We start from the raw sequence: 20,398 nt of genomic DNA, 5'->3' as shown, positions 1-20,398 counted from the left end.
GCCACCGTGAACCGCATCCGTCCGCTGCTCGCCGCCCTGCTGCTCGCCGCCGCCCTGCTCGCCGCCGGCTGCGGCAAGGAGGGCAGCCCCCCGGCCAAGGGACCGCGGGCCGACCAGCTCCCCGAGTACCGGGTGGCCACCGGCTTCCGGCTCCCGTCCTCCCCGACCTGGCGCAAGGCCAGGGCCCGCGGCCGGCTGCTCGTCGGCGTCAAGGAGGACCAGCCGTACCTGGGGGAGAAGGACCCGTCGAGCGGGGCCTACTCCGGCTTCGACATCGAGATCGCCAAGATGATCGCCGCGGGGCTCGGTTTCGAACCGCGCCGCGTCTCCTTCCGCACGATCGCCTCCGCCAACCGCGAGACCTCCTTGCAGAACGGCCAGATCGACTACTACGTCGGCACCTACACCATCAACGACAACCGCAAGAAGCTCGTGGGCTTCGCCGGTCCGTACTACCTGGCCGGCCAGGGGCTGCTGGTGCGCACCGACGAGGACGACATCAAGGGGCCCGCGGACCTCGACGGCAAACGCGTGTGCTCGGCGGCCGGTTCGACCCCCTACCAGCGCATTCAGGCGGACTACCCGAAGGCCGATCTCGTGTCCTACGACACCTACTCGATCTGCGTGGACAACCTGCTGACCTACCAGGTCGACGCGGTCACCACCGACGACTCGATCCTGCTGGGCTACGCGGCGAAGGTGCCCGACGAACTCAAGGTCGTCGGCAAACCCTTCTCGAAGGAGCCGTACGGAGTGGGCCTGCCCAGGAGGGACGACGCGCTGCGCTTCGCGGTGGACGACATCCTCGCCGCCGGGGAGCGGGACGGCACCTGGAAGAAGGCGTACGAGGCGACGCTCGGCCTCTCCGGGGTGCCCGCGCCGAAACCGCCCGCCATCGACCGCTACCCCGCCGGCTGACCGTCGCCCCCGCCGACCGGCCCCGGCGCACACCGCCCGCCCAGAAAGCACCACGCAGCCCATGGACGTACTGACAGAGAACTTCTCCACCTACGGAAAGGGGTTCCTCGGCACCGTCGAACTCACCGTCTACGCCTCGCTCCTGGCGCTCGCCCTCGGCTTCCTCATGGCCTCCTTCCGGGTCGCCCCGGTCGGTTCGCTGCGGGCCATCGGCACGACCTGGGTCACGATCCTGCGCAACACCCCGCTGACCCTGCTGTTCTTCGCGGTCGTGCTGGGACTGCCGCGCTTCGGGCTCGTCCTGCCCTTCCAGCTGTTCGCGGTACTGGCCCTGGGCTGCTACACCTCGGCGTTCATCTGCGAGGCCCTGCGCTCGGGCATCAACACCGTGCCCCGGGGGCAGGGCGAGGCGGCCCGCTCCCTCGGCATGACCTTCGGCCAGACGCTCACCACCGTCGTCCTGCCGCAGGCCTTCCGTTCGGTCATCTCACCCGTGGGGTCCAACCTGATCGCACTCGCCAAGAACTCCGCCATCGCCGGGGCCTTCAGCGTCACCGAACTGCTCGGTACCTACAAGACGCTCAACGAACTCGGCTACAACATCATCTGGACCTTCGTCTGGATCGCGGTGGGCTATCTCCTCATCACGCTGGCCATCAGCGCCCTGTTCGCCCTCATGGAGAAGCGCTGGGGGGTGGCCCGGTGAGGCGCGCCACCGCCCGGGGCGGCACCGGCGGCCCCGGCGCGCTCTACGACGTCCCCGGACCGCGCACCCGGCGCAGGCACGCGCTGTACGGGGTGCTCTCGACCGCCGTGATCCTCGTGATCATCGGCTGGGTCCTGTACCTGCTCTTCGACACCGACCAGTTCACCGCGACCAAATGGACCCCCTTCGAGTACGTCGGCATCCAGGAACTGCTCCTGCGGGGCCTGGGCAACACGCTCAAGGCCTTCGCCCTCTCGGCCGTGCTGGCCCTCGCCCTCGGCACCGTGCTGGCCGTCGGCCGGCTGTCCGAGCACCGCCCGGTGCGCTGGGTGGCGACCGTACTGGTCGAGTTCTTCCGGGCGATGCCGGTCCTGGTGATGATCTTCTTCGTCTTCGTGGCGCTGAAGGTGCAGCCGCTGCCGGCCCTGGTGACCGGGCTGACCCTCTACAACGGCTCGGTCCTCGCGGAGGTGTTCCGGGCCGGGATCAATTCGGTCGAGCGCGGGCAGCGCGAGGCCGCCTATGCCCTGGGGATGCGCAAGACCCAGGTCATGACCCATGTCCTGATCCCGCAGGCGGTCCGCGCGATGCTGCCCTCGATCATCAGTCAGCTGGTGGTGGCGCTCAAGGACACCTCGCTGGGGTTTTTGATCACCTATGAGGAGTTCCTCCATGCCGGGAAACTGATCGCCTCGAACCTCGACTACGATTTGCCCTTCATCCCCGTGGTGATGGTCATTTCGCCCGTCTACATCGGGATGTGCATGCTGCTCTCCTGGTTCGCCCACTGGGTGGCCCGAAGGGAGCGGCACAACCCCAAGACGGAGGCCGCGGCCGTGCCACCGGCCGCTCCCGGGACGCTGCTGCCGGGAGGCCCCCCGGGCTCCCCCCGGGCCCGCTAGGGGGACGGGACAGCAGTCTGGGGCAGTGGCCCGCCCGGCAGCAGCCGGTGATCACTGTTCGCGCAGCGGTACCGACAGGTAGGACGGGTCGGCCGCGGGCGAGGAGAAGGTCAGCTGCGCGCCGGTCGGGTTGTGCTCGATGTAGAGCGGGTCCACCGTGTCGACGACCAGGGCGAGGTGATGCCCGGACGGTACGTCGTAGGCAGTGGAGAACAGTTCGAGGTCCACGCCGAAGGGCTGTCCGGGCGTCCGCCCGTGGAAGGTGTACGGCGCGTTGGTGACCAGCTTGCCGAGGCCGAGCGGCCCCACGTCGTAGAGGTATGCGACGAGGGTGCCGCTCTCCTTGGTCGGGGTGAGCGTCGTGTGCAGCCCGACCGTCCCGCGCACCCGCTGCTCACTGCCGTACTTCTCCGACTCCCACACGGCGGCCCAGCGACGCGGCAGCAGGGGGACCGAGACCGTGGGCGGGAGCTTGACCAACTGGTCCAGGGCGTTCGACAGCAGGGTGATCCCGCCGTTCGCCCCCGAGTCGACGTTGGTCTGCACGGTCCGGCTGCCCGCCAGGTCCAGCTTGTGGCGGTCCGCGCCGACCGACTTCCAGTCCGGGTAGTTCTCGTAGTCTCCGCCCGAACGCGAGGACAGGCGCACCGGCGCCTCCCCGGCGACGCCGTTGTCCTCGCCCTTGAGGTAGTGGTCGAACCAGCGACGGGTGTCGGTCCAGGTGTCGTTGGGCAGGCCGAGCAGCCCGGTCGCCTCGGCGGTCGCGTGGTCGCCCGGGCGCAGTTCCAGTCGCTTGGGGCCGCTCAGCTTCTCGAAGAAGTCGGCGTACTGGTTGGGCGGGAAGATGGTGTCGCCCCACGCGTTGCCCAGGAACACCGCCGGTTTGTTGCGCCGCAGCCCGTCGAGGTAGGTCGCGGGGGAGCGCAGCTTGCCCCAGGCGATCAGCTCGTCCTCCTTGTCGAGCTTCGAGTTGAGGAAGTCGCCCAGCACCTGCTGGAGTTCGGCGCTGGGCCGGCCCGTCAGGTAGCCGGAGCCGCCGAGCAGCGCGGTGGCCATGGCGTGCTGGGTGCGCCCGCTGTAGATGGAGTCGATGAGGTCGCCCCAGCCGCTGAGCGCCGCGACCGCCTTGACCCGCGGGTCGTGGGCGGCGGCCAGCAGGCTGATCCCGGCGCCGTAGGAGACCCCGGCCATGCCCACGTGCTCCGGGTCGGCGGCGGTGTTGGCGAGGGCCCAGTCGACGACGGCGGAGGCGTCCGCGATGTCCTCGGGCCCGCCCACCTCGATCTCCCCGCCGGACTGCCAGAAGCCCCGCGAGTTGTAACTCACCACGACATAGCCGGTGTCGGCGAGCTTCTGGGCCTGTGCGAGGTACTCGATCTGCGGGATCGCCCAGCTCGTCGGCAGGACGACGACGGGGTACCGGGTGCCGCTGCCCGCACCGGCCGGGCTGACCACGTTGGCCTTCAGGACGGTTCCGCCGTCCCCGGTGATGTCCACGAAGCGGATGCTCGCGGGGGCGGCGGAGGCCGGGGGAGCGGCGAGCGCCCCCGAGGCCAGGAGGGCCGCCGAGAGCGTACCGATCGCCGCCGTGCGCAGCCGTGCGTTCTGTCGCATGGATCACTCCTCCACTGAGGTGAGCGCAGCCTTACGCGACAGTAACTTCGAGTGCTTACCGCAGGTAACTGGTCGGTAGGTTACGCGCGGGTAACGATTTTGGTGTGTCCATGACCGGTCGAACGGGGACGTGTGTCGGCGAGCCGCCCGCCGCGCCCCGTCCACCGCGTCCGTGTCACCGGACTCCTCGTCACTCGCTCTCCCCGCCCGTCACCGGCGCGGGCGCGGTGGTCGCGGGGACCGTCACGTCGGCGATCAGCTCCACGACGTCCGGGCCGTACGCCGCCGAGTTGACCACCTTGAGCAGCAGCACGAAGGAGTTGCCGCCGTAGCGCCGGTGCAGTCGGTCGTGGTGGCGGGCGAGATAGCGGGTGCCCGCCTGGTTGGTCACCGCACGCTGGCCGCAGATCAGGAACACCGGCCGCTGTCCGCCCGCGCCCGCCAGACGCGCCACGAGCACGTGCTCGCTCTCCCCGCGCACCATCGGGTAGTGCTCCCCGCCGACCCGGAAGGCGGCCTGCTCGGGCCCGGGTCCGGCCTCGGCGGAGACCGCGACCCCGGGCAGCATGGCCGCGATGTGGGCGGCCGTCCTGCGGTTCGAGACCGGCCCGCCCAGGCAGAACTCGGCGCGTTCCCCGAAGCCCTGCCGCGCCCCGTCGTGGGTGAGCACCTCCGCGTGCGCCCCGCACTCCTGGATCAGCGCCGACAGCTCCAGCAGTGCGAACACGTCCTCGCGGGACACCGAGGAGTCCGGGCCCGCGACCTTGCGGTTGACCACGAGCACGCACTCCGCGTTCGGTGGCAGCCCGAAGAAGGCCTGCTTGCGCCGCAGCCTCCGGCGCCACACGGCCGTACGGGCGAGCCAGCCCAGGGCGGCGCTGAGGGCGGAGGCGACCAGCCCGAGGACGATATTGCGCACGTCGTCGTTCATGGGCGCGCATGGTAGCGGTACGACGCGCGGGTGTCCCGGGGCGTCCTGGTCGCGGGAGTGGGCTCAAGTTACGCTGCGCGGACGGCTGTTGACTGGAGGTACGGATGTCACACCCCGTCGCGCGGCGCACCCTGCGCACGCGCTCCCGCTCGTTGCTCTCCCTGACCGCCGTCGTCGCCGGGCTGCTCACGGTCGGCGCGGCGCCACCGGGCGCCGCGGCGCAGGGCCACCACCCCGGCTCCGCCCCGGCGAAGGAACCCCTCGCGGTCGGCTACGGCGGCGCCGTCTCCAGCGTCGACGCGGACGCCTCCGCCGCCGGGATCGAGGTCCTGCGCCAGGGCGGAAACGCCGTCGACGCGGCCGTCGCGACGGCCGCCGCGCTCGGGGTCACCGAGCCCTACTCCTCGGGGCTCGGCGGCGGCGGGTACTTCGTGTACTACGACGCCCGCAGCCGTCAGGTCCACACGCTGGACGGTCGGGAGACGGCCCCGCTCAGCGCCGGCAAGGACCTGTTCCTGGAGGGCGGAAAACCGCTGCCGTTCGCCGACGCGGTCACCAGCGGCCTGAGCGTGGGCACCCCGGGCACCCCGGCCACCTGGGAGGGCGCACTGCGCGGCTGGGGCTCGAAGCCGCTGCGGACGGTGCTGGCCCCGGCGACGCGGCTCGCCCGCGAGGGGTTCACCGTCGACGCGACCTTCCGTCAGCAGACCGCCGACAACGAGGCCCGCTTCAAGGACTTCCCGGCCACCGCCGACCTGTTCCTGCCGGGCGGCGCCCCGCCACAGGTCGGCAGCGTCCTCAAGAACCCCGATCTCGCGCGCACCTACGACGAGCTGTCCCGCAAGGGCCTGAGCAGCCTCTACGGCGGGAAGCTCGCCCAGGACATCGTGCGCACCGTCAACAAGCCGCCGCTGGCGCAGGGTTCGACCCGCGAGGCCCGGCCGGGGAAGCTGTCCCTCAAGGACCTGCGGGCCTACCGCGCCAAGCGCCAGTCGCCCAGCCACACCGACTACCGGGGGCTGGACGTCTACTCCATCGCCCCCTCCTCCTCCGGCGGCACCACGGTCGGCGAGGCCCTCAACATCCTGGAGAGCCAGAACCTCTCGAAGCTGTCCCAGGAGCAGTACCTGCACCACTACATCGAGGCGAGCCGCATCGCCTTCGCGGACCGGGGACGGTGGGTCGGCGACCCCGCCTTCGAGAAGGTGCCCGCCAAGGAGCTGCTGTCCCAGGGCTTCGCCGACTCGCGGGCCTGCCTGGTGCGCGACGACGCCGTCCTGAAGAGCCCGCTGGCCCCGGGCGACCCGCGCCGTCCGCAGTCCTGCGCCACGGCGGGCAAGGCGGCCCCGACGACGTACGAGGGGGAGAACACCACCCATCTCACCACCGCCGACAAGTGGGGCAACGTCGTCGCCTACACCCTCACCATCGAGCAGACCGGCGGCAGCGGCATCACCGTGCCCGGGCGGGGCTTCCTGCTCAACAACGAACTGACCGACTTCTCCTTCGCCCCGGCCAGTGCCGAGGTGCCCGACCCGAACCTGCCCGGACCCGGCAAGCGCCCGCGCTCCTCGATCGCGCCCACCATCGTCCTGAAGCACGGAACGCCCGTCGTCGCGCTCGGCTCACCGGGCGGGGCCACCATCATCACGACGGTGCTCCAGACGCTCACCGGCTTCGTGGACCGGGGGCTGCCCCTGGTCGACGCGATCGCCGCGCCCCGCGCCAGCCAGCGCAACGCCGCCACCACGGAACTCGAACCGGGCCTCTACAGCAGCCCGTTGAGGGGCAAGCTGGAGGCGATCGGGCACTCCTTCACGCAGAACCCGGAGATCGGCGCCGCCACCGGCGTGCAGCGACTGAAGGACGGCCGCTGGCTCGCGGCGGCCGAACCGGTGCGCCGGGGCGGCGGCTCGGCGATGGTCGTGCGTCCCGCCCGCTGAGCGGCGATGGTCGTGCGCCCGCCCGCTGAGCGGTGACGCGGGGGCGCTCCGGTCCGCCGGGCCGGAGCGCCCCGCCCTTCGCGGGAAGGGGGTCAGAGCGCCGTGAGAATCCTCGGCCCCGCGTCCGTGACCGCCACGGTGTGCTCGACGTGGGCGGCGCGGGAGCCGTCGTCGGTGCGCAGCGTCCATCCGTCCGCGTCCGCGTGGTAGCCGTCGAGGCCGCTCGCGATCAGCATGGGCTCGATCGCGAGGACCAGCCCGTGGCGCAGCGGCAGCCCGCGCCCGGCCGGGCCCTCGTTGGGCACCGAGGGGTCCTCGTGCATGTGGCGGCCCACACCGTGGCCCCCGAAGCCGTCCGGGATGCCGTAGCCGGCCTTCCGGCACACCGTGCCGACGGCGTGCGCGATGTCCCCGATGCGGTTGCCCACGGTGGCCGCAGCGATCCCGGCCGCGAGCGCCCGCTCGGCCGTCTCGACGAGCCGGACGTCCTCGGGGCGCGCGGTGCCCACGGTGAAACTGACGGCCGCGTCCCCGGCCCAGCCCTCCAGCGTCGCCCCGAAGTCGGCGCTGACCAGGTCCCCGTCCCGCAGCCGGTAGTCCGTCGGGATGCCGTGCACGATCGCGTCGTTCACCGAGACGCACAGGGTCGCGGGGAACGCGGTCGGGGCGAAGTGGGGCCGGTAGCCGAGGAAGGGGGAACCGGCGCCCGCCGCGCGCAGCACCTCGTGCGCCACCTCGTCCAGTTCCCGCAGGCGGACCCCGACCGCCGCCGCCTTCCGTACCGCCGCGAGGGCGCGTGCCACGACCCGCCCCGTCTCCCGCATCGCGTCCAGGGAGGCATTCGTCTTGAGTTCGATCATGCCAATTAATATACCGGCTTTGAATGGGGTTGCTCACGCCGGGGACGCGGGCGCGCGTCCCCGGCTTAGGATGGCCGCATGGTCCGTACCCCCCTCACCCCCGCCGAACGGGACCGTGGCGAGCGGCTGGGCCGGTTGCTGCGGGAGACGCGCGGTGCGCGCAGCATGACGGCGGTCGCCGCCGAGGCCGGGATCTCGGCCGAGACGCTGCGCAAGATCGAGACCGGCCGGGCCCCCGCGCCCGCCTTCTTCACCGTCGCCGCCCTCGCCGCCGTCCTCGGCCTCTCGCTCGACGACCTCAACGAGGCGTGCGCGCCACTGCCGCTGAGCGCGACGGCCTGACGGGCGTACGCGGGGAGGGTCTGCGCGCGACGGGCCTGCTCAGCCCAGGAAGGCGCTCAGGGACGCGCTCAGCGCCTCGGTGAACGCCTCCCGTGCGGGCTCCTCCAGCACGTGCAGCGACAGGTACGGGTTGAGGTCCTCCAGCTCCACGAGCAGCAGCTCCCCGGCCGCCGTACGGCAGGCGTCGACCCGCTGCACACCGCACTCCAGCGTGTTCCAGCGGACGAAGCGGTGCGCGAACTCCAGGTCAGCCGCGGTGGGTTCGTAGGGGGCGAGCTCCCAGCGCCGCAGCGGATCCGGTGCGTACAGGGCGAACTGGAAGGTGTCGTCCACGAAGCAGAAGGACACCTCGTAGCGGAACGGGACGTACGGCTGGACCAGCGTGCCGGGCCCGGCCTCGGCGGCGAGGGCGGAGCGCGCGACCCGGCGCAGCCCCACCGAGTCCGCCCCGTCGACGGGCTTCACGACGTACTCCGCGGCCTCGGGCAGGGCGTCCGGGTCGCCACCGCCGCGCACCGTCGGGATCACCGGCAGCCCGGCCCCGGTCATCTCCACGAGGTAGTTCTTGCCCGCCATGTCGCCCCGCCCGGTGAGCGGGTTGTAGACCCTGGTGCCGCGGCGCAGGGCCTCGGCCCGGAATGCCGCGTACTCCTCGGAGTAGTACAGGACCGGGCCGCTGTTGCGCACGAGGACACCGTCGAAGCCGTCCATGAGCGCCACCGCGTCCCTCGGGTCGCACAGGGCGACGCCGAAGGACCGCCGCAGGCGTGCGGACAGGTCGAGGTCCTCGTCCGCGTAGCGGCGGCCGGCGGCCCGGTAGGCGAGGTCGGTGACGTAGAGCAGGCGTGGGCGTGCGCCGGCCGGCCCGGCCCGTCGTGCCGCACCCGTGCGCGTACTCACGCCTCCGGGGCCCCGGGGCGTGCGGCGGTGTCGGGCGGGGCGGCGTGCGTCCTGCTCATCTCGATGCGCAGCGGGACCACCACACAGGCCACCGCGGTGGCCAGCAGTGCCACGAACAGGAACACCCAGTCCGGGCACGGCACCGTCGCCGCCAGCGCGGAGTGGATCATGTGCGGCTCTTCCCTTCGTCGGCTTCGCGGAGGACCGGCGCGCCGCCGTCCCCCAGGCGGATGCCCGCCAGGACGGGCCGTCATGCGCGTTCGCCCGCATACAGAATGGCCGTGACCTGCCGGTAACGGAAAGCCGGAGGGGGGCCTTGTCGGGAAACGACCCGAAGATCACCTTCAGGTCACGGCCCGGCGGGACCGCAGACGGCCTACTCTCCCCTCATGGACCTCGACACGCTGGGCCGCGCCCGCTACGTGAGCCTCACGACCTACCGCAAGAACGGCACCGGGGTGGCGACCCCTGTATGGGCCGCCGTGGAGGACGGGGAACTGCTCGTGTGGACCCGGGAGGACTCGTGGAAGGTCAGGCGGCTGCGCCGTGACCCCCGCGTCCTGGTCGCCCCGTGCGACGTGCGCGGACAGGTGGCCGAGGACGCGCCGCGCGCCACCGGCACCGCGCGACTGCTCACCGGGGACGGGCTGACCCGGGCGCGCAAGGCGCTCGCCCGCAAGTACACCTGGCAGTTCTGGCTCACCGACAAGCCCGCCTCCCTCGTACGGCGCGGAAAGCGGCCCCAGGTCGGCATCGCCGTCACCCTCGGCGGACAGGCCCCGCCGGCCGGCTGAGCCCGCCCGGCCCGTGTCGTACCCGCCCGAAAACGGACCGTAGCCGGGACGTAACACGGCGGGTGTTTCCTTCCCCCCTGAACGGCGACGGTCTGTGGGGGCGGTAATGGCTGCGGAACAACTCCCGGTATCCGCAAGGGAATCCGTACACACCTCGGTCGGTGCGGCCATCGAGGACTTCACCCGGGACTGGCAGGGTCTGCTGGCCCGGATCGACCAGGGCTCGGGCTGGTGCGGTGTCTTCTGGGAGCGGGACCCCGACGGTATGCGGGCCTGCCTGGAGGGGGCGGAGACCCCGCCGTGGGACGTGGTGGACGCCGTGCTGCTCGACCTCGCCGCGCAGGCCGCCCCCGACGCGGTGCGGGCCTACGCTCCCCGGTTGCGCGCCGGATACGCCGCCGCCCTCGCCGCACGGGACGCGCTGCCCGGAGCCGCCGCCCGACTCGCCGAGCGGCTCACGGCGATGGAGGAGGAACACCGCTACGCGGCGCGCCGTGCCCGGGAGCTCGAACGGTCCCTCGGCGCCGCGCCCGCCCAGGGGTCCGCCGAGCCGCTGCGCCGCGAACTGGCCTGGGCCCGCGACGATCTGGCCCGGGCCGCGGCCCGCTGTGCCGAACTGCGGGCCCGGCTGGAGCGATTGGCGTCCGCCGCTGCCTCGGGCGTCGAGGAGCGGGCCCGGCGGCCCGCTCCCGAAGCGGCGCGTGCGCCACGGACGCCCGCCCCCAGGGCCGCCGATCCCGCCCCGCAGCGGAAGAAGCGCCCGCGCGGCGCCCGCTTCGCCGGGGTGGACGACGCCCTGCTCGAACCGGCCGCGCCCGTCCCTGAGGCGGTGGCTCCCGTCCCCGCGGCGGTGGGCGCCCGCGCGCCGCGCGGCGCGCGTTTCGCCGGAGGCGCCCCGGACGGGCCCCGGTCCGCCCGGCGCTCCGCCGCCTTCGCCGAGGACCCGGCGACCACCCGGGCCGCCCACGACCTGCTCGCCCGGCTGTCCGCCCTGCGGGCGAGCGACCGGGGTGGTGAGGCCCACACCCTGCTCGTGGCGGCGGCCCACTGGATGCCCCAGCAACTCCCTTATCTCGCACAGCTCTTGACCGAGGCCGGGCTCGGAGCGGACTGGGGGACGCTGCTGTGGGAGGCCGCCGCGCTGCCGGTGCGGCAGCTCGTGGAACTCGCGGGCGCCCTCGACGCGGCCGGCCGCGCCGAGGACGCCGGCCGGCTCCTGCGGCAGGGCGTCGTACGCCCCGCCCGCGAGACCACCGAGGCCCTCCTCGCCCTCGACGCCGACGGACAGCGGTCCGAGGCCCGCGGGCTCGCGAGCGCCTTCGTCCGCTCCCGGACCCCCGAGGACAGCGCGCGGCTCGCCGGGGCCGCGCCGGGGCTGCTCGTCCCGCTCCTGCTCGAAGCCGCCCGCTCGGTCTCCGGGAGCCGTCACGACGACCTCGTGCACGCCCTGCGCGTGGCCGGACTGGGTACCGCGTGAGCCGCCGTGACACCCGGGAATCCGGGGCGCTCACCCGTTGGGGTGCGAAACGAGATCGACTGCACCGGTTGACGGCGGCGGTCTTGCCCCGTGCCGGAGCGCGGCTTACGTTCGTGGCTCTACGGCCCGCCTCTACGGGCGTAGAGGCTCTCTGACATCCCGTCGAAGGAGCAGACATGGCATCCGTCGTACGCGCCGCACTGGTCCAGGCGAGCTGGACCGGCGATACCGAGTCCATGATCGCCAAGCATGAGGAACACGCCCGCGAGGCCGCCCGGCAGGGCGCGGGAATCATCGGGTTCCAGGAGGTCTTCAACGCCCCCTACTTCTGCCAGGTGCAGGAGGAGGAGCACTACCGCTGGGCCGAACCGGTGCCCGACGGGCCGACGGTGACCCGTATGAAGGAACTCGCCCGGGAGACCGGCATGGTCGTCGTGGTCCCGGTGTTCGAGGTCGAGAGGGAGGGCTTCTACTACAACACGGCCGCCGTGATCGACGCCGACGGCACCTACCTCGGCAAGTACCGCAAGCACCACCTGCCGCAGGTCAAGGGGTTCTGGGAGAAGTTCTACTTCCGCCCGGGCAACGCCGGCTGGCCGGTCTTCGACACCGCGGTCGGCCGCGTCGGCGTCTACATCTGCTACGACCGGCACTTCCCCGAGGGCTGGCGCCAACTCGGCCTGAACGGCGCCCAGATCGTCTACAACCCCTCCGCCACCTCGCGCGGGCTCTCCGCCTACCTGTGGCAACTGGAGCAGCCCGCCGCCGCCGTCGCCAACGAGTACTTCATCGCCGCGATCAACCGCGTCGGCCAGGAGGAGTACGGGGACAACGACTTCTACGGCACGAGCTACTTCGTCGACCCGCGCGGCCAGTTCGTCGGCGAGGTCGCGAGCGACAAGGAGGAGGAACTCCTCGTCCGCGACCTCGACCTGTCCCTCATCGACGAGGTGCGCCACCAGTGGGCCTTCTACCGCGACCGCAGGCCCGACGCCTACGAGGGCCTGGTACAGCCGTGAGCGCGCTGCACGACAGGCACCGCGCGGTCCTGCCGGACTGGCTCGCCCTCTACTACGCGGACCCGGTCGAGATCACGCACGGCGAGGGCCGCCACGTGTGGGACGCGCAGGGCCGGCGCTACCTCGACTTCTTCGGCGGCATCCTCACCACGATGACCGCGCACGCGCTGCCCGAGGTCACCAAGGCGGTCTCCGAGCAGGCCGGCCGGATCATCCACTCCTCGACGCTCTACCTCAACCGGCCGATGGTCGAGCTCGCCGAGCGGATCGCGCACCTCTCCGGCATCCCCGACGCCCGCGTCTTCTTCACCACCTCGGGCACCGAGGCCAACGACACCGCCCTGCTGCTGGCCACCGCTTTCCGCCGCTCCAACCAGATCCTGGCGATGCGCAACAGCTACCACGGCCGCTCCTTCTCGGCCGTCGGCATCACCGGCAACGGCGGCTGGTCCCCGACCAGCCTCTCCCCGCTCCAGACCCTGTACGTGCACGGTGGTGTCCGCACCCGCGGCCCCTATGCCCATCTGGGCGACGGGGAGTTCATCGCCGCGTGCGTCGCGGACCTCAAGGACCTGCTCGGCCAGACCCGGGGCGGGGCCGCCGCGCTCATCGCCGAACCGGTGCAGGGCGTCGGCGGGTTCACGATGCCGCCGGACGGGCTGTACGCCGCCTTCCGCGAAGTCCTCGCCGAACACGGCATCCTGTGGATCTCGGACGAGGTGCAGACCGGCTGGGGCCGCACCGGCGACCACTTCTGGGGCTGGCAGGCCCACGCCGCCTGCGGACCGCCCGACCTCATGACCTTCGCCAAGGGCATCGGCAACGGCATGTCCGTCGGCGGAGTGGTGGCCCGCGCCGAGGTCATGAACTGCCTCGACACGAACTCCATCTCGACGTTCGGCGGCTCCCCGGTCACCATGGCGGCCGGCCTCGCGAACCTCTCCTACCTGCTGGAGCACGACCTCCAGGGCAACGCCCGCCGGGTGGGCGGACTCCTGCTCGAACTGCTGCGCGCCGAGGCCGCCGGGCTCCCGCACGTACGCGAGGTGCGCGGCCGAGGACTCATGATCGGCGTCGAACTCGTCCGTCCCGGCGGCGACGAGGCCGATCCGGACGCCGCGAGCGCCGTACTGGAGGCGGCCCGGGAGGCCGGGCTCCTCATCGGCAAGGGCGGCGGACACGACACCAGCGTGCTGCGCCTCGCCCCGCCCCTGAGCCTCACCGTCGCCGAGGCCGAGGAAGGCGCCGCCCTGCTCGGCCGGGCCCTGCGCGCCGTCTGAGCGCCGCCCGAAGCGGCCCGTGGCCGTCACCGTCCCGGCCGCGCCGTGCGGCGCCGTGTGCCCGGCGGCCCTCCCGTCGACCGAATCCGCGTGCGCCCGCGCACGCCCACAACCGAGGGAACGCACCCGAAGCCATGAGCAACCGCACCCTGATCCGCGGCGGCCTCGTCATCACCGCCGCCGAAGAGACCCACGCCGACGTACTCGTCGAGGACGGCCGCATCGCGGCGCTCGCCGCCCACGGCTCCTCCGCCGCCGAGGGCTGGAGCGCCGGGCGCACGATCGACGCGACCGGGAAATACGTGATCCCCGGCGGGGTCGACGGCCACACCCACATGGAGATGCCCTTCGGCGGCACCTTCGCCTCCGACACCTTCGAGACCGGGACCCGCGCCGCCGCCTGGGGCGGTACGACGACCGTCGTCGACTTCGTCGTGCAGAGCGTCGGCCGCCCGCTGCGCGAGGGGCTGGACGCCTGGCACGCGAAGGCCGAGGGCAACTGCGCGATCGACTACGGCTTCCACATGATCCTCTCCGACGTCAACGAATCGACGCTGGGGGAGATGGACCTGCTGGTCGCCGAGGGCATCACGAGCTTCAAGCTCTTCATGGCCTACCCCGGGGTCTTCTACTCCGACGACGGGCGCATCCTGCGCGCCATGCAGCGGGCCGGGGAGAACGGCGGCCTGACGATGATGCACGCCGAGAACGGCATCGCGATCGACGTCCTGGTCGAACAGGCCCTCGCCGCCGGCCGCAGCGACCCCCGCTACCACGGGGAGGTGCGCAAGGCGCTGCTTGAGGCCGAGGCGACCCACCGTGCGATCCAGCTGGCCCGGGTCGCGGGCGAGGTCCCGCTCTACATCGTGCACGTCTCCGCCGAGGAGGCCCTCGCGGAGATCGCCGGGGCCCGCGACCGGGGTCTGAACGTCTTCGGCGAGACCTGTCCGCAGTACCTGTTCCTGTCCACCGACAACCTCGCGGAAGGGGATTTCGAGGGCGCCAAGTACGTGTGCTCCACGCCGCTGCGGCCCCGGGAACACCAGGCCGCGCTGTGGCGCGGGCTGCGCACGAACGACCTCCAGGTGGTGTCCACCGACCACTGCCCGTTCTGCTTCAGCGGGCAGAAGGAACTGGGGCGCGGCGACTTCTCGAAGATCCCCAACGGCATGCCGGGCGTCGAGAACCGCATGGACCTCCTGCACCAGGCCGTCGTGGACGGGCACATCAGCCGCCGCCGGTGGATCGAGATCGCCTGCGCCACCCCGGCCCGGATGTTCGGCCTCTACCCGGGCAAGGGCACGATCGCCCCGGGAGCCGACGCCGACCTCGTCGTCTACGACCCGCTGGCCGAGCAGGTCCTGTCCGCCCGGACGCACCACATGAACGTCGACTACTCGGCGTACGAGGGCAAGCGCGTCACGGGCCGGGTGGAGACGGTGCTGTCCCGGGGCGTGCCGGTGATCCAGAACCGCGCCTACGTGGGGCAAGCGGGGCACGGCGTGTACCTGCCGCGCGGGGTCTGCCAGTACCTGAACTGACGGGAGGGCCCCTACGGACGAGGGTGGCCGGACCCCTTGCGGGAGGCCCGGCCGGCTCCGTCGAGGCCGGGGGCGGTCAGCCGTGGGACGTACGAGCGCGGTCCCGGCGCTCGACGTACAGGCGGTTGCCCCGCGGTCCCGTCCACTCCACCCGCACCACGCCGGGCACGGCCGCGTCGGCGACGCGCGAGGGACTGGACCAGTGGCCGAACGCCGGATTGCGGAAGAACGTCGCCCACACCTGGCCGTCGGCGTCCCGGAAGAAGTTGTTGTGGCCCGCGCCCACCCCGGCGGTCCAGCGCCGCGAGTACGGGCCCTCGAAACGGTCCGAGACGGCGACCACCGCGTCGTACTGGTACTGCACGCGGCCCGTCCCGGGGGTGTCGTACGCCTGCCGGGTGCTGCCGTCGGCATTGACCGACGTCCGGTCCCAGGCGGCCTGCAGGAGGTAGTACTTGCCGCCGTGCCTGAACACGTAGGCGCCTTCCAGGTACGGCTCCGGCGCGTAGGGCGACTGCCGGAACTCCGGGAGGCCGGTGCGGGGGACGATGTCCTCCATGTCGTCGCCGAACGGGGCGTACAGGTTGTTGTGCAGCACCAGCCAGGCCCGCTCGTCCTCGGAGTACAGGCTGCCGTCGATGTGGTGGTAGGCGCCGGGCTCGACGAAGGCCGGCCCCCCGATGAACGAGTCGCCGAAGGGCTTGTCCTCGTTGCCCTTCACGAGCCGGTACGGGCCCTCCACCCCGCCCTCGCTCACCAGCATGAACGAGCCGACCTTCTTCGAGTGGTCGCCCATGCACGCCACGAGGTACCACTTGTCGCGGAAGTAGTGCAGCTCCGGGGCCCACGCCTGACCGCGCTTGCCGAACTGCTCGTCGTAGCAGTACTCCTGCCAGTCGGCGACGACCGTGCGCCCGGGCCGGTTCTCGCCGGCGAACTCGGGCGACCACACCTTGCCCTTCTCCGCTCCGGGCCGTATGCGGGTCGTGTCGGCCAGTTTCCACGGCCCGCGCAGGGAGCGCGAGGTCCAGACGAAGAGGCCGTCGTTCCACGGGGCGGCGGCCTCCAGCCCGGGCACCCGGGTGGTGCCCGTGGCGACGTAGAGCGGACGGCCGTCGACGACGAAGCAGTTGACGTAGGTGTCCCGCATCCACACCACTCCGCGCTCCTTGTCACGCGGGCGCAGCTCCAGCGGGAGGACGAAGGAGTTGTCCTCGCGCGGCCACAGGTCCGGCCGGGTGTCCGCGAGGCCGTACGGCTCGGGGTCGGGCCAGTTCGCCGGATGCCGCCGGTCCGCCGGGGCCGACATCGGTGCCGTCCGGGCGGCCGCCGCGGGCAGAGCCGCCGCCGCGCCCAGCCCGATTCCCGCGCCGACTCCCGCGGCGCCCGCCAGCAGGGACCTCCGGCCGAGGGACGACCCGTTCTCACTGCCGTTCATCAGTCACGTTCTCCTTCGTCCGACCAGGTCAGGGCGCCCGTGGGGAGACCGGGCGCCGCGTCGGCCGTGCCGGGGAGCCGTCCTCGGGCGGCATGTCGATCAGCATGCGAAGGCTTGTCGATCTCCGTCAACACACCGCCGATTTAATCCGGGCCGCGCGCTCCCGCGGCCTGCCGCCGCACCCGCGTTGCCGCAGGTGGAAGGGGGAGTGCCCGGCTGCCCGGAACAATACGATCAGGTAACGGGCAGCTCAGCCGGCCGTGGTGAGGGCCGGTGCCGGCTCCGGGCCGCGGGCCCCCGCGGGCGGGGGGACGGCGAGGACGTCGACCGGCCGCGTGCGCCGCGTGCGGCGGCCGTGGAGCAGCGCGCCCGAGGCGATCGTCCCGGCGACGAGGAGGCCGCCCGCGACGAGGGCGCCGCGCGCTCCGGCGTACTCCAGCAGCAGCCCCAGCAGAGGCGGCCCGGCCAGCCCCCAGCCGGTGCTCGCGCTGCGCCAGACGCCGAGCACCCGCCCCCGCATCTCGGGCGGCGGGTCGGTCTGGAGCACCGTCGTACCGGCGGTGTCGGACACGGACTCCACGACGGCCATCGGGACCACGAGCAGCAGCAGGACCACCAGGCCGGGCGAGAGACCGGCCGCGACCTGGAGCAGCGCGCCGACCGAGGCGAGGGTGCCCACGAGCCGGACCGAGGGGTTCTGGAGCCGGCCGGCGAGCACCGCGCCCACGATGCCGCCGACGGCGAGGGTCGTCGAGACGGTGCCGAACTCGGCCTGCCCCGCGTGGAGCGGGCCGGTGACGAGTACGGCGAGCGTCAACTGGTAGTTGCGCCCGAACATCGCGCTGAGCCCGGTGATGCCCGCGAGAGCCACGAGCCGGGGGCGGCGCATGAAGTAGACCAGCCCCTCCCACGTGCCCGTGGAGCGCTTCCTCGGGCGCGGGTCCTCGTCGCCGGGGCGCTCGGCCCCTACGGCCCGGGGGGTCACGCTCCGCGCGGTCCCGGTGACCGGCTTCAGGAAGGGGATGACGGCCGCCACGAACAGGAAGGAGATCCCGTTGGCCACGTAGGCGGCTGAGGTGCCGACCGACCCCAGCGCGACGGCGGCCAGCGCGGTGCCGGCGAGACGGCCCGTGCTGTGCACGACCGAGCCCAGGGCGATGGCCGAGGGCACGTCCTTCCTCGGCACCAGGTCGTTGCCCAGCAGTGAGGTCGCGGGCCCGTCGATGGTGTTGACCGTGCCGGTCACCGCCGCCAGCACCATGAGGGTCGGGAAGTCGAGCAGGCCCAGGCCCAGCAGCACGGCGGTGGAGAAGGCGACGAGGCCCAGCACCGCCTGGCTCACCGCGGCGGTGAGCTTGCGGGGCCAGCGGTCGACGACCGCGCCCCCCACGAGGCCGAGCAGCAGGCCGGGTCCGGCCTGGACGGCCAGGGACAGGCCCGTCGCCGCGGCGGAACCGGTGATCTGGAGCACGAGCAGGTTCTGCACCGTGAGCTGCATCCAGGTACCGGCGTTGGACACGAGGTTGGCGAGCGACCACCAGCGCATGCTGGGCGTCCGCAGGCAGCGCCACGGGCTCCGGTCGGCCCCGCGCTCCTTCGCCGGGCGGACCGGGCGCAGGAGGCGGGAGGCGGTGAGTCTTCCGGGGCGCACCGAGGCCGCGGCCTCGGACGGCGTCGTGGGGGAGGAAGGGCCGGACAAGGGAAGCACTTTCCGTAGGGAGACGGAGCTTTTCCTTGGGGAGGGTCCGTGGGAAGAGTCCGTGGGCAGCGGGAGAAGAGCCGGTCCGCGGACGGCGTCCGCGAGGAGGGTTTCTCCGGCACGAGGCCCGGCACGGTTCTGGAGAGCCGTGCGGGGCCGTCGGCATCACTTCATCATCACAAACGGTGGCCCGGGCCCGGAAGCACGTCCCTCGCCGCGTAGTGGCCACGGCGAGCCGTCCCCCCGGTGAGCAGGGGTTTCCCTGCCCGGTGGCGTTCCTCACAGCCTCCTGCCGCGCACGCTCCGTGGCCGGTCGAAGACGAGCGCGGCGTCACGCCCAGTACCGCCGCAGCCCCGAAGCGCGCCCGGCCGCACGCCCCCCGCGCGCCGGGACACGCTCGAATTCTTTGCCGAGCATTTCCCGGGTGCCGGAATGACGCGCCCCGGAAATGGGCAGCAAGTGCGCGTCCGTCAGGGAATTTGAGGGGTTTGGCGACGGTTGGCCGACCGGCCGCTCTCCAACCCCGAAAGGCCGGTGATCTGTGCCATGTTGACACGCCTCGGCCGGTGCGGATTCACTTTCGGCGGCGCCGGAGGGAAATGCGGTTGTCCGGCTTCCAAGAGGTATGTCGTCCTGTCTGTCTTTCGCATCGGAGGTACGGCCATGAAGCTCCTCAACTCCCTCAAGAAGAAGATCGTCCCCGAAAAGAGCCTCAAGTCGTACGCCTGGTACATCTGGTACTGACCGGGCCGTCGGCGACACCAGCCGGTGAATGAGCGGCGGGCCGACGCCTCACGGCGCCGGCCCGCCGTACCGCTACCGCATTCCTTCGGGCCCTGGGAGGCGCTGATGAGCACGACCGGTACGGAGCGGCCGACCCGGGAAACCGTGTTCGCCCCACGCATCGAGGATTTGCTCCGTAATTACCGTGGAGCCGAGGTTTTCCGGCTGGACGAGTCGACGGTGGGGATCGCCGACGCCTCACTCATGGACGCGATTCTCTCCGCGCGGCCCGCCAATGAATTCGAACGGCCGACCTTCAAACCTCTGCGGGGCAGAAGTATCGGCCGGCCCGAGGCGTCCGCCGTGATGCGGGCGGTCGGGCAGGACGTGCGAGCGGCTCTCGCGACCTCCCTGGACACCCCCGTGCGTCTCACCGGGGAATGGCCCCAGGTGGGCCACCGCTATCTGCGCGATCTCGTCTTCGGCCCCGATCCCCACCGGCTGCGCGTCCTCGTGGACCGCAGGCTGGAACTCACCCCCAAACTGACCTGGGCGGTCATCGCCGCCGGGGCCGCCCGTCCGCTGGCTCCGGCCGCCGGGCACCTGCCCCTGTCGGGACTGGCGGGTCTCGTCACCTCGGCCGGGAGCTACGCGGCACGGCGGCACGCCATGGGCCTCTACCGGCGGGCCGCCGCCCCCGTGTGCTTCACCGTGTCCGCCCTCGTCACGAACGCCCTGTGGCTCGGTGCCCCCTTCGACGAGGGGACGCCGGACACGCACATCCTGCTGGAGAGCCTGCGGCTGCTGCCGCCCTCCTGGAACCTGCTGCGCGTCGCGAGCCCGGAGTTCACCGCCCTGGACGGCCGCATCGGGACCTCGGACGACGTGCTCATGCTGCCGCTGCTCAGCCACCGTGACCCGGCCCACTGGGACGATCCGGAGGCCTTCCGCCCGCAGCGCTGGGAGAGCGCCGACCCCGACGACCACCCCGGCTACCTCCCGTTCGGGCACGCCGGGGAGCGCTGCTGGGGCCGGCACATGGTCATGCCCCTCGCCGAGCGGCTGCTCGGCCTGCTGCGCCGCGACCGGCTCGTGGTCCACCCCGGGCAGACCTCCGCCAAGGTCCCGCTCGCCGGGCTCCTGGGGGTCACCGGCGTCAGCGTCACCCGCGGCTGACCGGCGGCCCGGCAGACGCGGCGGGGACGCGGGGGAGGACACGGCGGGGGCGCCGCGAACGGCCGGGGGCGGGCCGTCCGGAAGGGCGTGCCGGGACGGCTTCCCGGGCCCGGGCGGGACCGAGGCCGCCGGGT

The 20,398-nt window shown here is 72.6% G+C and carries 19 protein-coding genes; 12 read left to right on the top strand and 7 right to left on the bottom strand.

The genetic code is table 11. From position 1 onward, the window contains the following. Positions 1-6: 6 nt before the first annotated feature. From AB0J21_RS02915 to AB0J21_RS02905, 3 genes are all read left to right on the top strand, one after another. The gene (locus AB0J21_RS02915) at positions 7-918 is read left to right on the top strand and encodes a glutamate ABC transporter substrate-binding protein (protein ID WP_363143973.1); all 912 of its coding nucleotides are present in this window, start codon (positions 7-9) and stop codon (positions 916-918) included. 61 nt (positions 919-979) lie between these two features. Further along, the gene (locus tag AB0J21_RS02910; RefSeq protein WP_363143972.1) at positions 980-1,624 is read left to right on the top strand and encodes an amino acid ABC transporter permease; all 645 of its coding nucleotides are present in this window, start codon (positions 980-982) and stop codon (positions 1,622-1,624) included. After that, a complete protein-coding gene (locus AB0J21_RS02905) occupies positions 1,621-2,526 on the top strand; it encodes an amino acid ABC transporter permease (protein ID WP_363143971.1) in 906 nt (301 codons plus the stop codon). The genes AB0J21_RS02910 and AB0J21_RS02905 overlap by 4 nt, the downstream gene beginning before the upstream one ends. A gap of 51 nt (positions 2,527-2,577) precedes the next feature. Here AB0J21_RS02905 and AB0J21_RS02900 read toward each other — a convergent pair whose 3' ends face one another. Both AB0J21_RS02900 and AB0J21_RS02895 read right to left on the bottom strand, forming a co-directional pair. After that, positions 2,578-4,140: an alpha/beta fold hydrolase gene (locus tag AB0J21_RS02900; RefSeq protein WP_363143970.1), complete on the bottom strand. Its 1,563-nt coding sequence runs from the start codon at positions 4,138-4,140 to the stop codon at positions 2,578-2,580. Positions 4,141-4,330: 190 nt separating this feature from the next. Further along, on the bottom strand, positions 4,331-5,071 hold the full coding sequence (locus AB0J21_RS02895; protein WP_363143969.1) for a hypothetical protein: 741 nt from the start codon (positions 5,069-5,071) through the stop codon (positions 4,331-4,333). A gap of 104 nt (positions 5,072-5,175) precedes the next feature. Between AB0J21_RS02895 and ggt the strand changes: the two genes are divergently transcribed. Then, on the top strand, positions 5,176-7,014 hold the full coding sequence (gene ggt / locus AB0J21_RS02890; protein WP_363143968.1) for a gamma-glutamyltransferase: 1,839 nt from the start codon (positions 5,176-5,178) through the stop codon (positions 7,012-7,014). Positions 7,015-7,106: 92 nt separating this feature from the next. Here the strand turns inward: ggt and map are convergent, their stop codons facing one another. Next, positions 7,107-7,874, bottom strand: coding sequence for a type I methionyl aminopeptidase (map, locus tag AB0J21_RS02885; RefSeq protein WP_363143967.1), 768 nt, complete (start codon positions 7,872-7,874; stop codon positions 7,107-7,109). A 78-nt stretch (positions 7,875-7,952) separates the two neighbouring features. On the opposite strand from map, the gene AB0J21_RS02880 reads away from it, so the two are divergent. Beyond that, positions 7,953-8,216, top strand: coding sequence for a helix-turn-helix transcriptional regulator (locus AB0J21_RS02880; protein ID WP_363143966.1), 264 nt, complete (start codon positions 7,953-7,955; stop codon positions 8,214-8,216). A 39-nt stretch (positions 8,217-8,255) separates the two neighbouring features. Here the strand turns inward: AB0J21_RS02880 and AB0J21_RS02875 are convergent, their stop codons facing one another. Next, positions 8,256-9,116: a hypothetical protein gene (locus AB0J21_RS02875; protein WP_363143965.1), complete on the bottom strand. Its 861-nt coding sequence runs from the start codon at positions 9,114-9,116 to the stop codon at positions 8,256-8,258. Then, the gene (locus AB0J21_RS02870) at positions 9,113-9,286 is read right to left on the bottom strand and encodes a hypothetical protein (RefSeq protein ID WP_363143964.1); all 174 of its coding nucleotides are present in this window, start codon (positions 9,284-9,286) and stop codon (positions 9,113-9,115) included. Before AB0J21_RS02870 ends, AB0J21_RS02875 begins: the two co-directional genes overlap by 4 nt. Positions 9,287-9,505: 219 nt before the next feature. Between AB0J21_RS02870 and AB0J21_RS02865 the strand changes: the two genes are divergently transcribed. From AB0J21_RS02865 to hydA, 5 genes are all read left to right on the top strand, one after another. Next, positions 9,506-9,910, top strand: a complete 405-nt coding sequence (locus AB0J21_RS02865) for a PPOX class F420-dependent oxidoreductase (RefSeq protein WP_363143963.1) — start codon at positions 9,506-9,508, stop codon at positions 9,908-9,910. A 106-nt stretch (positions 9,911-10,016) separates the two neighbouring features. Then, positions 10,017-11,387, top strand: coding sequence for a hypothetical protein (locus AB0J21_RS02860; RefSeq protein WP_363143962.1), 1,371 nt, complete (start codon positions 10,017-10,019; stop codon positions 11,385-11,387). Between the two features lie 176 nt (positions 11,388-11,563). Further along, positions 11,564-12,406 (top strand): nitrilase-related carbon-nitrogen hydrolase, encoded by an 843-nt coding sequence (locus AB0J21_RS02855; protein ID WP_363143961.1) that lies wholly within the window; start codon positions 11,564-11,566, stop codon positions 12,404-12,406. After that, entirely contained in the window at positions 12,403-13,686 is a 1,284-nt protein-coding gene (locus AB0J21_RS02850) for an aspartate aminotransferase family protein (protein WP_363143960.1), read from the top strand. Before AB0J21_RS02855 ends, AB0J21_RS02850 begins: the two co-directional genes overlap by 4 nt. Before the next feature lie 134 nt (positions 13,687-13,820). Then, positions 13,821-15,227 carry a dihydropyrimidinase gene (gene hydA, locus AB0J21_RS02845; protein WP_363143959.1) on the top strand — a complete coding sequence of 469 codons (1,407 nt, stop codon included), beginning with the start codon at positions 13,821-13,823 and terminating at the stop codon, positions 15,225-15,227. A 76-nt stretch (positions 15,228-15,303) separates the two neighbouring features. Here hydA and AB0J21_RS02840 read toward each other — a convergent pair whose 3' ends face one another. Continuing rightward, entirely contained in the window at positions 15,304-16,665 is a 1,362-nt protein-coding gene (locus AB0J21_RS02840; protein ID WP_363143958.1) for a family 43 glycosylhydrolase, read from the bottom strand. A 250-nt stretch (positions 16,666-16,915) separates the two neighbouring features. After that, complete coding sequence (locus AB0J21_RS02835; RefSeq protein WP_363144092.1) at positions 16,916-18,283, bottom strand: MFS transporter; 1,368 nt, start codon at positions 18,281-18,283, stop codon at positions 16,916-16,918. Between the two features lie 628 nt (positions 18,284-18,911). On the opposite strand from AB0J21_RS02835, the gene AB0J21_RS02830 reads away from it, so the two are divergent. Both AB0J21_RS02830 and AB0J21_RS02825 read left to right on the top strand, forming a co-directional pair. Continuing rightward, positions 18,912-19,109, top strand: coding sequence for a tryptorubin family RiPP precursor (locus tag AB0J21_RS02830; RefSeq protein WP_363144091.1), 198 nt, complete (start codon positions 18,912-18,914; stop codon positions 19,107-19,109). Positions 19,110-19,214: 105 nt separating this feature from the next. Continuing rightward, positions 19,215-20,264, top strand: coding sequence for a cytochrome P450 (locus tag AB0J21_RS02825; protein ID WP_363143957.1), 1,050 nt, complete (start codon positions 19,215-19,217; stop codon positions 20,262-20,264). Positions 20,265-20,398: the final 134 nt, after the last annotated feature.

It is taken from the genome of Streptomyces sp. NPDC049954, assembly GCF_040656295.1.
Lineage (GTDB): Bacteria > Actinomycetota > Actinomycetes > Streptomycetales > Streptomycetaceae > Streptomyces.
The sequence above is the reverse complement of the archived record's forward strand: the minus strand, read 5'-3'. Positions and strand labels throughout refer to the sequence as shown.